The following is a 13,232-nucleotide window of genomic DNA, read 5'->3' as shown; positions in this document are numbered from 1 at the left end:
TGTATGGCACTAGATATGATAGACATAGCCCAAGAGATATACACTGCAGCTAAAAGGCTTCAAAAAAGTGGAGATAAGCTTTTTACATTAGCTAGAGAATATGCAGAAGCTGAACAAAAATATAGACAAGCCTTAGGAATAGAACTCCTTAAGCTAAGAGAACAGAAGGTTCCTGTCACTCTTATAGGAGATGTAGCAAGGGCAAATATATCTGACTTAAAACTCAATAGAGATATGGCCGAATATAAATATAAGGCAGGCAGAGACAAGGCACAAGCATTGCAAGCCGAAATAAGTGCACTACAAACATTATATAAGCGACAGGAGGATATATAGGTGAAAATAATGATTATGAATTGTTCTAAGAAAGACTTCTGGTATAAAAACAGTATAGGAAAGACATTCGAAGTTAAAAGAGAAGATAAGAATAGATTCTATGTAAATCAAAAGGGTGTGTTAGTATCTGTACTTAAGTCGGATGCTGAGGTAATAGAAAAGTAGTAAATTAAAGTAGTATAAATTAATCCTCAAGAGATTTTAAAAAGCTCTAGTTTTACTAAGGAACCATAGAATATAACTACTACAAATAATTAAATTAGCTACTATTATAGGTATTTCAGCGCTATGCTTTTCTTTAGATTCTATAGAAGACAATGATATCCATATGCTTATACAAGTAAGGATTGGTACTATAAAAAAAGTAAAAATAAATGCGCCGAACAAGCTACCATCATTACCAATATGTAATCCATAAAGTAAAAAGAGTAGAGTAGAAATTATTAGTAGAGATATAAGAGGATATATCCATGAATGTTTAAACAAGTATATCACGACCTTTGCTGTGAAAATGGAATGTTATGTAATGATTTTACCAAGAATTTATAAATAAATCAAATGAAAGAGAGGAAAATGCAATGTATCCAACTAAGGTAAGCATAAAAGACTTCTTAGGTGGGACAGAAATAAGATTTGAGAGTATACACAGGCCTGTATATCATAGTTGCAGATACAAAATAGATGGACGTTGGAGAAAGGCAAGGATAAGCTTTCAAACTGGGAGAATAAAAGTTAATGGACAAGTTGTTAGGAGGTGCCTAATTTGAAAGAGGTGATATTAGGAACACTTGCAGTATTAAGTATAGGTACAACATTAGCACTACTAAGAGCTGCAGGAAAAAGGAATGAAAACGGGATGTGTAATGTAGAGTGTAAGGATTGTACTGAGAAAGACTGGTGCATATTTAGATATAAAGGACAGGAGGACAAACATGATAGATAAAGAAAACGAACAGGATCTTTATAAAAAAACAGATGGAGTATTATTCAACTATAAGACTATAAAAGCAGAGATAAGTAACATAGAATTAGACATAGAGGAACTTAAAGAACAAATAGATGGTGTATCAGGAATAACTTATGAGGAAAGGACGGGTTCAACTAATAAATTTAATTCTACCGTCGAAAATGAAATTCTAAAAAAAGAAAAAGAAATAAACAGGCTCTTAAAAGAAAAAAGAAGTAAAGAAAGATTAATAAATAAAATAGATAATGCAATCAATGCTTTAGAAGAAGATGAAAAAGAGATTATAAAATTAAGATGTTTTGAAAAGAAATCTTGGGCAATAGTAGGTATGATAATTAAAATAGATGGAGATTACTGTGGACGTATAAAAAGAAAAGCTATAAATAAATTATCAGAATTGATATGGACAAGAAAAAAATATACGGATTAATTACGAAAAATAGTCGGATTTTTTCTGACACATTTACGCATAGCATATGTTAATATAGTATCATAGAAAATTTAATATAACGACTGAGCCACACGGCAGGGATTACAACTGTGTGGCAACAGTAAAGCACTTGGAGAAATCTGAGTGCTTATTTTATTTTCATAATAATTTAATATATATGCAATAAAATCGTAACAATAAACCTATATAATAATAAGTGCCTTAAAAGTTAATTTTTATAAATGTCCGTTATTTATATTTTAAGCATTTGGAGAAATCTAAGTGCTTGTTTTTTAAAATATACAAAAATGTAACAATTTGGTTATGATTGTGTAATAATTAGAGGTTATAATATGATTGTCCTAAGTTATTAAAATCTTAGGTGATAGATTACCCAATCTTATCAAACAATACATTTGACCAAGCACTGGTGTAAAAACTGGTGCTTATTTAATATTAAGAACAAATAAAATAGTACCAAAATGTGGAATGTTAAATGTTAACTTTAGGCAAATTATACTTTAAAATAAAATTTTTACTCAAATTTCAACATATGTAGACATTTATAATAATTTGTATTACGGTTTTCATTGAAAGAGATTAAAAATCCATTTAAAATAATTGTTGGACATGTTCAAAAAATGTTAAAAATTATTTTAAATGGAGGAATATAGAATGATAAAGATTAAGAACTCTATAAGTAAGATTATATTAATATTTGCTATGGCTTTGATGTTTGGAATTATGGGACATACTAATGTGCATGCTGCTACGGTAGGACAAAGGTTAACTGCACCAGAAAGTGGCTGGAGGAGATTTGAAAATATTGATAAAAATATTAGTTATATAGGATCAGGATGGACATCATATTTTGAGGCTTCAGAATCAGGGGGAAATGTAAACTATACAACAAATCCAATAGGAGCTTCTGTGAGATTTAACTTTACTGGTAATAAGATAAGAATAATAAATCACTGTAATTCTGGACATAACAATTTGGCAGAAGTTTATATAGATGGAGTTAAAGTTAATAACCATTCAATATATAGTTCACAGGGTGTTACTCAAGTAATTATGTATCAAAATGAAAATTTAAGTAATAGTGAGCATCATTTTGAATATAAATTTGTTGGTTCAGGACAAGGGGTATTTGATGCAATTGATATAGATTCAAATGGACAGTTAAAATCTTATAATGAAAATCCATCAATAATTGTTTCTAATATAACCCTTAATAAATCTACAGACACCTTGCAAGTAGGAGAAACAGGTACGTTAGTAGCCATAATAACACCAGATAATGCAACAAATAAAAATGTAAAATGGATATCAAGTGATCCAAGTATAGCAACAGTAGATGAAAATGGAAAAGTTACAGCAGTAAAAGAAGGAATAACAACAGTATCAGCAATTACAACAGATGGAAGTAACTTAAGTGCTTCATGTCTTGTAACTGTAAAACCAAAAGATACAACACCGACAAATCCAACAGATAATAATGGTAATGCAATATTAAATATAACAATGACAAATGGAAATGTAAAATCATATACAGTAAGTATGACTAAGGTAAATGATTTTATAAGCTGGTATAACAATAGATCAAGTGGTAGCTCAGGAAGTCCTTATTATTCATTTGATAAAACAGACAGTTTACAACCATTCACAAAGAAAACTGAATATGTAGTATTTGATAAAATATCATCATTTGAAGTAGATGAGTATAGTAAATAGAAATAAGCAATATAGAAGAGGTAAGGCACTTGGTTAACTCCAGGTGCTTATTCTTTTACAAGTTGTTAAAGAAGTATATGATTATTTTACAATAATGACACAAGGATGTAACAATTGACATTTATAATAATAATTGTCCTAAGCTAATAAAGCTTAGAGGAAGAAATAATGCTTTTAATGCATAATAGTCCCCTTTATTATATATAAAATAAGCACTGGTAGAAATACTGGTGCTTATTTTCGTTTCAAAAAGTTATACACAACATATTGTGGATAGTGTGAATAACATATACTATATATTGTTAAAAGTAGGTGAAGAATATGTTAAGTATCTATACAAGCTATAAATGTAGAACATGTAAATTAGAATTTGTATTGCTATCAGAAGATGTAGATAAAATGGCTAAGGATAGATATCTAACATGTCCTTATTGCAACAGCAAGAGAGTAGGTAAAGAAAAGATTGCTGACAGTCTTAGGGAATGCATGAAGCAAAGAAGCTATAGAAGAAATAGGCGTGGAGCTATTGAACAGAGATAAAAAAATAGGGTAGAAACAATCCACCCTATTTTAAACGTGCAAGTATGTCTTCTTTAAAGAAGATTTTAGTTTTAGATAAACTACGTATAGGGGTTAACTTACCTCTTTTGACAAGATCGTCAAGGTTTTGTCTGCTGCATTGAAGGAGTTCGGCTGCTTCTGAAGTATCTACAATCTCCGAAGCAATAAACTGAGCTAACTCTTCTTTAGAATTAAAACTAAACATATAAGCACCTACTTTCTAAGCGTTAGAACTAATGTTATTAAAATAATAACTATGGTTATACTAATTATTGCTAGAGTTACCTTTTGAATATTTTTCATAGTAACACTCCTTTTAATAATATTTTAATTATGATATTATTAAGGAAGAAGAAGTTTTAAGGGGGAGGGCTATTTGTTAGCCCTCAGCATGAAGATTATTAGGTTTATCAAAGCTATAATCAAGTTCGTTATTGCAGTTACCAACTGGATTATATCTTTTTTATCCGACCCTTTCGACTTCTTCTTTTTCATGTTTATCACCTCCCTACAATTATATTATATCAAAACTATTGACGTACGTCAAGTGAATTTAAGAAATAAATAGAAAAAATGTTATGATATTCAACAAAGTAATACAAATCATTCGACTTTTAGCAGGAAACCTCCTTTTAGCATAGAAGTTATTATGTGTGAGGGGGGATAATAATGAGAAGAGTCTTAACAGATGATTTAGAAGGACTTGCCAGACAAGTCTTATCAAGATTACTATCAGGAAAGAAGAACCCAAAAGATTTTGAGGATTTATTAAACGAAAAAGACTGGGCATTGTTCATGGTAGAGTTAAAAGATTTTGGATATCTTGAAAAATTTAATGTTGTTGAAACGATGAATGGGGATGCATATATTATACTAAATGGTGGAAGTGAGATAACAGTATCAACAAAAGGTATAAGGTTTTTAAATGATCCCAATATTAGGATGATAAGAGGATAACAAAACATTAAGAGCTTGTAATAGGGCTCTTTTTTTATTACAAAAGTAAACAATGCAAATAGCATTTAGAGAAAAGATAAAGTGAAGGAGGTGGCATTGTGAAGCTAACACCAAAACAAAAATATTTGTAGATGAATATCTAGTGGATCTTAATGCCACTAGAGCTTATAAGGTAGCATATCCTAGTTGTAAAAAAGAAGAAACAATTAATGCTGCAGCTAGTAGGATGTTAAGAAATGTTAAGGTTAGAGAATATATTGATAAACGAATGAAAGACAGACAAGAACGAACTGAAATCACTCAGGACTTTGTACTTAAGGAGCTTTATGCTATAGCATCTGCAAAGGGTTCAGACTTTGCTAAAGTAGTTCAAAAATCTTATATGAAGCCTATATTCGATAAAGATGGTAATAAGATAGATGAGGAAGAAGTTTTTTATAGAGATGTTGATTTAGTTCTTACAGATGATTTACCAGAAGATAAAAAGAAAGCTATAGCAGTTATTAAACAAACTAAGTTTGGAATAGCAGTGGAATCATGTGATAAGGTTAAGGCCTTAGAACTGTTAGGTAGGCACTTAGGAATATTTACTGATAAAGTAGAGTATACTGGCAGTGTTAACGTTAATAATCCATTTGAAGGACTTACAAAGGAAGAGCTATTAAAACTAGCTAGTGAAGATGATGGATAAAAAGCTAATACAGTTAGGAGCAAAGATAGAGCTTGCAAGACGTGAGTTCTTTTTTTATTGTAATTTAAAAGCGCCTGATTTTTATAAAACTAATAGAAAATACTTAGTTGATTTATGCAATGATCTACAGGAATTCTATGAAGGTGATGATGAAGTATTAATTGTTAATGAGCCACCTAGACATGGAAAATCTAGAACAGCAGGTTTATTTGTTGAGTGGGTATTAGGAAAGAATCAATCTAAAAAGATTATGACAGGTTCATACAATGAAACTCTATCAACTATGTTTTCTAAGAATGTTAGAAATTCTATACAAGAAGAAAAGGCCGATAAATATAAGCCAGTTTATAGTGATGTATTTCCTGGAGTAGCAATTAAACGTGGTGATGGAGCTATGAACCTATGGTCCTTAGAAGGTGGATATAATAACTATCTAGCAACTTCACCTACAGGAACTGCAACTGGTTTTGGATGCTCTTTAATGATTATAGACGACCTTATTAAAAATGCAGAAGAAGCTTATAATGAAGCAGTACTTGAGAAACATTGGGATTGGTTTACTAATACCATGCTATCACGTTTAGAAGAAGGCGGAAAAATAATTATTATAATGACAAGATGGGCAAGTGGTGATTTAGCTGGTAGAGCTTTAGAATATTACAAAGAGCAAGGAATAAAAGTTAAACATATATCTATGAAAGCACTGATTGATATAGAGAAAGAAGAAATGTTATGCCCAGAAGTATTAAGCTATAGAAGTTATAAAAATAAAGTTAAAGCCATGGGTGAGGATATAGCAAGTGCTAATTATCAACAGGAGCCAATAGACCTTAAGGGAAGGTTATACAGCAGCTTCAAGACGTATACAGATATACCAAGAGATGATAAGGGTAACCCTCTATTTACATCTATTAAAGCTTATGTTGATACTGCAGATGAAGGAACTGACTATTTATGTGCAATTGCGTATGGAGAATACAATAAAGAAGCCTATGTATTAGATGTTTACTATACAAAGGATCCAATGGAAGTAACAGAACCAAGCACTGCTAAAATGCTTTGTGAAAATGGGGTAAATATAGCTGATATAGAAAGCAATAATGGTGGCAGAGGCTTTGCAAGAAGTGTAGAGAGAATTCTAAGAGAAACATATGGGAGCAATAAAACAAAAATTAAATGGTTTCATCAAAGTAAGAATAAGAAAGCCAGGATACTTTCTAATGCAACCTGGGTTATGGACCATATATACTATCCTGCTAATTGGAGAGATAGATGGCCAGAGTATTATAATGCTATGGTTAAATATCAAAGAGAAGGTAAGAACAAAAATGATGATGCTCAAGATGCAACTACTGGAGTTGCTGAAAAGATAGGTAAGGATGCTTCAATATCATTTGACTAGGAGGTGATAAGATGTTTTTAGTAGATAGCTTAAAATCAATAATTTCTGGAGTTAATAGTGTAATGAGCTTAGAGGAAATAATTCAAGAAGAGATTAAAGAATGGAATAGCTCAGTAGCAAGGCAATTAATGTTGGACGGACAAAGATATTATGAGGGTGAAACAGATATATTAAATCGCAAGAGGATGGCTATAGGAGAAGGTGGAGTATTAGAAGAAGTAAAGAATCTAGCAAATAACAAATTAGTTCATAATTTTGTTAGAAAGCTTGTGGATCAGAAAGTAGGATATTTATTATCAAAGTCTTTCTCTATTCAATCTGACAATGAAACATATAAAAAAGCATTAGATAATATTTTTGATAAGTCTTTCATGAAATTACTTAAGAATCTAGGAAAAGACGCTATTAATAAAGGGATAGCTTGGGCACAAATTTATTACAATGAAGATGGTGAGCTAAGATTTAAAAGATTACCTAGTGAAGAGATAATTCCACTTTGGAAGGACTCAGAACATACTAAGCTTGATGCAATTATTAGAGCTTATAATGTTGTAACCTATTATGGCAAAGAAAAGAAAATTGTACAGAAGGTTGAATACTGGGATACTGAACAAGTATTAAGGTATGTAAATGAAAATGGAACTTTGATACCTGATGTTGAAGCTCCAGAAGATACAGGGCATTTTAGTATGGTAGATGATAAAGGGAATAAACAATCATTTACCTGGGCTAAAGTGCCTTTTGTATATTTTAAATATAATGATGAAGAGCAGCCATTAATTAAGTTTGTAAAGTCTTTAGTAGATGATTATGATAAGCAAAAATCAGATAATAGTAATAACTTAGAGGATCTTCCTAACTCCATATATGTAATTAAAAACTATGATGGAACTAATCTAGGAGAGTTTAGAAGAAACATGAGTCTTTATAGAGCTGTTAAAGTTGGTGATGATGGAGGAGTAGATACTAAAACATTAGATATTAATGTTGAAGCTTATAAAACTCATATAGAACAGACTAGGAAGGATATATACGAGTTTGGAAGAGGTGTAGACACTCAATCAGATAAGTTTGGTAACAGTCCTAGTGGTATAGCTCTTAAGTTTCTATACAATGATTTAGACATGGATTGTAATATTATTGAGACAGAATTTCAAGCTTCATTGGAATATCTATTATGGTTTGTAGATCAGCATTTAATTAATACTGGACAAGGTGATTTTATTAATGAGAATGTAGAGTTTGTATTTAATAGGGATATGCTTACAAATGAAACAGATAGTATTAATAATTGTAAGTCTAGTGTTGGAATTATTAGTGATGAAACTATAGTGGCTAATCATCCATGGGCCACAAAGGATGAATTAGAAAAGATAAAAAAGGAGAAAGAAGAAAATCAAGGGACTTATCCTCCAGGTACATTCCCTTTAGAAAATAAGAATACTAAAGAGGTTAACGTAAATGAAAAGTAGGGATTACTGGAAGAAACGTTCTGAGGAAGTGGCTGCTAAACAGTTTAAAAAAACTGATGATTACTTGTTTAGTATGCAATTAGAATATCAAGAGGCTTTAAGCAGCATACAAAAGGATATAGAAGTTTTTTATGCAAGATTCGCACAGAATAATGAAATATCATTAGCTGATGCAAGACAGTTATTAAATTCTAATCAACTTAAAGAGTTTAAAATGTCTTTAGAAGAATTTACTCAAAAAGCCAAAAACAATAAAAATCAACAGTGGGAAAAAGAACTTAATAATGTATCTTATAAAGTAAGGATAACAAGATTACAGGCTTTACAAACACAGATTAAAAGTGCCATAGAGGATTTGTATATTAAACAACAAAAAGGTGCTACAGCCCTTTTAAAAGGGATATATGAAGATACTTACTATAGAAACATATATGAATTACACAAAGGATTAGGTATTGGAGTTAACTTTGCTAAGTTAGACAAAAATTCAACAGAGAAGGCTGTTGCTGAACCTTGGCATGGTGACAATTATAGTAGCAGAATATGGAACAATAAAGAAAAGTTAGCTATGGAGCTACAGATTAATTTAACTCAAGCTCTTATTAGAGGAGATTCTATAGATAAAACAAGCAAAATAATAGCTGATCGAATGAATGTAGCTAGAAACAGAGCAATAACATTAGTGAGTACTGAGAGCGCATATATAACTTCTAAATCTACCTTTGATAGCTATATTGGAAGTGGTGTAGTAAAACAATATGAAATACTGGCTACTTTAGATTTAAGAACCAGTACAATATGTAGGTGGATGGATGGCAAAGTGTTTAAAGTTAGTGAAAAAGAAATAGGAATTAATGCTCCGCCTTTTCATCCAAGATGTAGAACAACTACAGTTGCTTATTTTCCGGATGCTGTAGATGAAGAAAGAATTGCCAGAGATTATGAGGGGAAAACTTATAAAGTTGATGGCAACATGGATTATGAGCAGTGGTATAACAAGTATGTAAAAGGAAACTCAAAGGAAGAAATAGCAGAAAAGAAGCTTCAAAATAAAGCTAGTGATAAAAAGCAGCATGAAAATTATAGAGAAGTTCTAGGAAAAGATATTCCTAAATCCTTTGATAAGTTCCAAGAATTAAAGTATAATAATGTTAATGAATGGCAAGAGATAAAAGCATTTGTAGATGCTAAAATTAATAGTAGAATATCGCCAGATGCAACATTGAAACAGTGGAAAAATATATCTAAAGAGGTAAATGATAAAATCGTAGGAATAACTACTCCTAATGGTATAAAGATATCAGGATTAAGTCACCATGGAATTGAAAGATTTATTGGTGATGGACAAAAAAGAATAGGTGTATCAGTTGAAAATGCAAGTGAAGCGTTGCTAAATCCATTAGACATAAAAGATGTGAAAACAGATAATTTAGGTAGAAAAAGTCAAAAGTTTATTGGCGAAAAAGCTACGATTTCAATTAATCCTGAAACAGGAAACATAATTCAAACTAACCCGACAAGCTCAAAACTTGCTGAAAGGCTGAAAAGGAGGATAGAAGATGATAAAACTAAGTAAAGAACAGCATAATTATGTTATATCTATATTAGACAAAAATAATATTCTTAAGGATAGAATTCTTAAAGTATCTTCATTAATAAATAATGATTATGAATATGATATGGATGATGAATTAGAGATTGATTTTTATGATTTTTTACAGGATAAGCAAGTAGAAATTGGATTTGATAAAGATTACAAACCTAATGAGGAATGGGAAAAAATACAGATATTAATTGATGAAGTATACAATCAAACTAATTAATAAGCACTTACTAAGTAAAAATAGTAGGTGCTTTTATTATGCACAAAAATAAGAAAAAGAAAGGAAAGATTACAATGCCAAAGTTAAGTGAAATACTAGGAGATGCTTATTCTCAAATACCAGAGGAGTTAAAAACTAAATATAAAGATGTAGATTTAGTTGATAGTTCACAGCATGTTACTAAAGATAAATTTGATACACTAAATGAGCAGCTTAAAACTGCTAATACTACTATTAATGATTTAAAGAAGAGCAATAAGGATAATGAGGATCTTCAGACTAAGGTTACTGGTTATGAACTTAAGGTTAAAGATTACGAAAAGAAAATAGATGATATGCAGTTTAATTATGCATTAGAAGGAGCTTTAAAAGGTGCTAATGTGAGAAACATAAAGGCAATTAAAGCTCTTTTAAATTTAGAGAATGTTAAGTTAGATGGTGAAAGTCTTATAGGTCTTAATGACCAGTTAGAAGTCTTAAAGAAGAGCGATAGCTATTTATTTGCAGAAGAGCAGCAGACTACATTTGCAGGTGTAAAACCAGTAGATGGAGTTAAACCACAGCAAGGTTATAATCCTTGGAAGAAAGATACTTTTAATTTAACAGACCAAGGAAAAATATTTAAAGAAAATCCAGAACAGGCTAAACAACTAATGACCCAAGCTGGAGTAAGTATATAAGAAAAGGAAAGGTGATATTATGAGAACAAAATTAAAGATGAAATTACAACTATTTGCCTCAACTGGAGGCACAAAACTAAGCGATGTAATTGTACCAGAGTTATTTAATCCATATGTAATTAATAAAACTATGGAGAAGAGTGCATTAGTTCAAAGTGGCATTATAACAAGTAATAGTGAGTTTGATGCTTTAGCATCCCAAGCCTCACCATTAATTAATATGCCATTCTTTGAGGATTTAACTGGAGAATCAGAACAAATAATTGAGGACGCAGATTTAGCAGCAGCTAAAATTACTTCAAAAAGTGATGTAGCAGCAATTATAAGAAGAGCTAAAATGTGGAGTGCAACAGATTTGAGTGCTGCATTAGCAGGTAAAGATCCAATGGCTGCAATAGGAGAATTAGTATCTGGATTTTGGACAAGAGATATGCAAAAAGAACTTGTTTCAATATTGAAAGGTATATTTGCTTCAACTTCTATGGCAGGAAACTTACTAGATATAAGTGGAGGAACTGGAAATGCTGCTAAATGGTCAGCTGGTGCTTTTATAGATGCTCAACAACTTTTAGGAGATGCTCAAGAGCTTTTAACAGGAGTAATGATGCATAGTGCTACTAAATCAGCATTGAAAAAACAAAATCTAATTCAAACAATAAGACCGTCAGATAGTCCAGAGTTTGATGTTTATCAAGAGAAAAGAGTTATTGTGGATGATGGATGCCCATACGATAGCGCTACTCAAACTTATATAACTTATTTATTTGGACAAGGAGCTATAGCATTAGGTAATGGTAATCCTGTAGGATTTGTACCAACTGAAACAGATAGAGATAAGAAAAAGGGATCTGGAGTTGACTATCTAATCAATAGAAAAACTATGATTCTTCATCCAAGAGGAATTAAATTTACTAATGCTAGTGTTGCTAAGACAGAAGGACCTTCTAGAGCAGAATTAGCCGATGCTTTAAACTGGAATAGAGTTTATGAACCAAAACAAATTCGTATAGTAGCATTTAAGCATAAAATATAAGAAGGTGAGCTTATGACTCAACTGGAAAAATTAAAAAAGCTTTTAGGTATACCTTTAGAAGATGATTCTAAGGATTTTTCATTGCAGTTTGCATTAGATGATGCAGAGCAGACAATAAAAGATTATTGCCACATTGACGAAGTACCAGAAGCTTTAAATAACACAGTAATAAAGATGGCTATAGATTTATATAGAAATGAGAACTTAGGGGAAGAAGAAAGCCCTCTAGGTTCTATTTCGTCCATAAGCGAAGGTGATACCTCTGTAAGTTATAGGAGCAATGCTGCTGAATTTAAAGATAGCTTGTTAAAAGATTACAAAGCCAAACTTAATAAGTGTAGAAAGTTGGTGTGGTAATGTTGAACAAAGCATTTAAACAAGCAAGGAAAGCTATAGAGAGTTTATATGATTGTACTTGTAATATAAGTAGATATGATAAGGCTAAAGACTCTATAACTAAGGAAACTAAGAGTAAATTAGCACTTAAATATAAAGATGTTCAATGTAGAGTATCTAAGCAAAGTTTAAGCAAGAATAATCAAACTGATATAGTTAACCAAGTAGCTTATGAATTAAAACTATTTATTGCTCCTGAACTAGAAATACACCAAGGTGATGAAATAGAAGTTACTACTAGAGAATTAAAAGTAAAATATATAGCTGGTGAACCCTTTAAATATTCAAGTCATCAAGAAATAATTCTTTTAAATAAAGATGGTAAAGCATAATGGCTAGGTTAGGGAACTTTGATTACTCTGAATTTAAAAAGCTTGCAGAGAGTTTTCAAACGGCTTTAGACACTAGAGTAATCGAAAGATGGATTAAAGAATTCCTTTTAGAAATGGCTTTTAGGGCTGAAAGAAAAATTAAAAAGAGAACTCCTGTTGATAGTGGACACTTAAGAAGAAACTGGCAAGTAGGAAGTGTAGTAAAGCAAGGCAATGCTTATATAATAGAGATATTTAATAATGTTGAGTATGCGAGTTATTTAGAGTATGGCCACAGAACTAAAAATCATAAAGGGTGGGTTGAAGGTAGATTCATGGCAACCATATCTATGGCAGAAATAGAAAGAGAGTTGCCTAGATTTATGGAAAGCAAGCAAGTAGAATTGCTAAATCAGATACTTAATGGTAGGTGATAGTA

At 31.2% G+C, this 13,232-nt stretch carries 20 protein-coding genes; 18 read left to right on the top strand and 2 right to left on the bottom strand.

Going from position 1 to position 13,232, the window contains the following annotated elements:
- The first annotated feature begins 3 nt into the window (after positions 1-3).
- The 7 genes from RCG18_RS00975 (at position 4) to RCG18_RS00945 (ending at position 4,007) form a co-directional block, all read left to right on the top strand.
- Positions 4-336 (top strand): hypothetical protein, encoded by a 333-nt coding sequence (locus tag RCG18_RS00975; RefSeq protein ID WP_308039580.1) that lies wholly within the window; start codon positions 4-6, stop codon positions 334-336.
- Positions 337-501, top strand: coding sequence for a hypothetical protein (locus RCG18_RS00970; protein ID WP_308042134.1), 165 nt, complete (start codon positions 337-339; stop codon positions 499-501).
- A 413-nt stretch (positions 502-914) separates the two neighbouring features.
- A complete protein-coding gene (locus tag RCG18_RS00965; protein ID WP_308039578.1) occupies positions 915-1,103 on the top strand; it encodes a hypothetical protein in 189 nt (62 codons plus the stop codon).
- Positions 1,100-1,279 (top strand): hypothetical protein, encoded by a 180-nt coding sequence (locus tag RCG18_RS00960; protein WP_308039577.1) that lies wholly within the window; start codon positions 1,100-1,102, stop codon positions 1,277-1,279. The genes RCG18_RS00965 and RCG18_RS00960 overlap by 4 nt, the downstream gene beginning before the upstream one ends.
- Positions 1,269-1,733 carry a siderophore-interacting protein gene (locus tag RCG18_RS00955; protein ID WP_308039576.1) on the top strand — a complete coding sequence of 155 codons (465 nt, stop codon included), beginning with the start codon at positions 1,269-1,271 and terminating at the stop codon, positions 1,731-1,733. Before RCG18_RS00960 ends, RCG18_RS00955 begins: the two co-directional genes overlap by 11 nt.
- A gap of 675 nt (positions 1,734-2,408) precedes the next feature.
- Positions 2,409-3,467: an Ig-like domain-containing protein gene (locus tag RCG18_RS00950; protein WP_308039574.1), complete on the top strand. Its 1,059-nt coding sequence runs from the start codon at positions 2,409-2,411 to the stop codon at positions 3,465-3,467.
- 321 nt (positions 3,468-3,788) lie between these two features.
- The gene (locus tag RCG18_RS00945) at positions 3,789-4,007 is read left to right on the top strand and encodes a hypothetical protein (RefSeq protein WP_308039573.1); all 219 of its coding nucleotides are present in this window, start codon (positions 3,789-3,791) and stop codon (positions 4,005-4,007) included.
- 25 nt (positions 4,008-4,032) lie between these two features.
- Here the strand turns inward: RCG18_RS00945 and RCG18_RS00940 are convergent, their stop codons facing one another.
- Both RCG18_RS00940 and RCG18_RS00935 read right to left on the bottom strand, forming a co-directional pair.
- Complete coding sequence (locus RCG18_RS00940) at positions 4,033-4,233, bottom strand: helix-turn-helix domain-containing protein (protein WP_308039572.1); 201 nt, start codon at positions 4,231-4,233, stop codon at positions 4,033-4,035.
- A gap of 167 nt (positions 4,234-4,400) precedes the next feature.
- Complete coding sequence (locus tag RCG18_RS00935) at positions 4,401-4,523, bottom strand: hypothetical protein (RefSeq protein WP_308039571.1); 123 nt, start codon at positions 4,521-4,523, stop codon at positions 4,401-4,403.
- 174 nt (positions 4,524-4,697) lie between these two features.
- Here RCG18_RS00935 and RCG18_RS00930 point away from each other — a divergent pair, with 174 nt between their 5' ends.
- The 11 genes from RCG18_RS00930 (at position 4,698) to RCG18_RS00880 (ending at position 13,227) form a co-directional block, all read left to right on the top strand.
- A complete protein-coding gene (locus tag RCG18_RS00930) occupies positions 4,698-4,985 on the top strand; it encodes a hypothetical protein (RefSeq protein ID WP_308039570.1) in 288 nt (95 codons plus the stop codon).
- Between the two features lie 142 nt (positions 4,986-5,127).
- The gene (locus tag RCG18_RS00925) at positions 5,128-5,676 is read left to right on the top strand and encodes a terminase small subunit (RefSeq protein WP_374119012.1); all 549 of its coding nucleotides are present in this window, start codon (positions 5,128-5,130) and stop codon (positions 5,674-5,676) included.
- Positions 5,669-7,078 carry a phage terminase large subunit gene (terL, locus tag RCG18_RS00920; RefSeq protein ID WP_308041939.1) on the top strand — a complete coding sequence of 470 codons (1,410 nt, stop codon included), beginning with the start codon at positions 5,669-5,671 and terminating at the stop codon, positions 7,076-7,078. Before RCG18_RS00925 ends, terL begins: the two co-directional genes overlap by 8 nt.
- An 11-nt stretch (positions 7,079-7,089) precedes the next feature.
- Entirely contained in the window at positions 7,090-8,550 is a 1,461-nt protein-coding gene (locus tag RCG18_RS00915; RefSeq protein ID WP_308039569.1) for a phage portal protein, read from the top strand.
- The gene (locus tag RCG18_RS00910) at positions 8,540-10,126 is read left to right on the top strand and encodes a minor capsid protein (RefSeq protein ID WP_308039568.1); all 1,587 of its coding nucleotides are present in this window, start codon (positions 8,540-8,542) and stop codon (positions 10,124-10,126) included. The genes RCG18_RS00915 and RCG18_RS00910 overlap by 11 nt, the downstream gene beginning before the upstream one ends.
- Positions 10,110-10,373, top strand: coding sequence for a hypothetical protein (locus tag RCG18_RS00905; RefSeq protein WP_308039567.1), 264 nt, complete (start codon positions 10,110-10,112; stop codon positions 10,371-10,373). Before RCG18_RS00910 ends, RCG18_RS00905 begins: the two co-directional genes overlap by 17 nt.
- 74 nt (positions 10,374-10,447) lie before the next feature.
- Complete coding sequence (locus RCG18_RS00900) at positions 10,448-11,053, top strand: phage scaffolding protein (RefSeq protein ID WP_308041938.1); 606 nt, start codon at positions 10,448-10,450, stop codon at positions 11,051-11,053.
- A gap of 19 nt (positions 11,054-11,072) precedes the next feature.
- On the top strand, positions 11,073-12,086 hold the full coding sequence (locus RCG18_RS00895; protein ID WP_308039566.1) for a major capsid protein: 1,014 nt from the start codon (positions 11,073-11,075) through the stop codon (positions 12,084-12,086).
- A gap of 12 nt (positions 12,087-12,098) precedes the next feature.
- Positions 12,099-12,443 (top strand): phage head-tail connector protein, encoded by a 345-nt coding sequence (locus tag RCG18_RS00890; RefSeq protein ID WP_308039565.1) that lies wholly within the window; start codon positions 12,099-12,101, stop codon positions 12,441-12,443.
- Positions 12,443-12,814, top strand: coding sequence for a hypothetical protein (locus RCG18_RS00885; protein WP_308039564.1), 372 nt, complete (start codon positions 12,443-12,445; stop codon positions 12,812-12,814). Before RCG18_RS00890 ends, RCG18_RS00885 begins: the two co-directional genes overlap by 1 nt.
- Positions 12,814-13,227, top strand: a complete 414-nt coding sequence (locus RCG18_RS00880) for an HK97 gp10 family phage protein (protein ID WP_308039563.1) — start codon at positions 12,814-12,816, stop codon at positions 13,225-13,227. Before RCG18_RS00885 ends, RCG18_RS00880 begins: the two co-directional genes overlap by 1 nt.
- The last annotated feature ends 5 nt before the right edge of the window (positions 13,228-13,232 follow it).

This window comes from Clostridium sp. OS1-26, from assembly GCF_030915445.1.
In the GTDB taxonomy this organism is placed as follows: domain Bacteria; phylum Bacillota; class Clostridia; order Clostridiales; family Clostridiaceae; genus Clostridium_AM.
The sequence above is the reverse complement of the archived record's forward strand: the minus strand, read 5'-3'. Positions and strand labels throughout refer to the sequence as shown.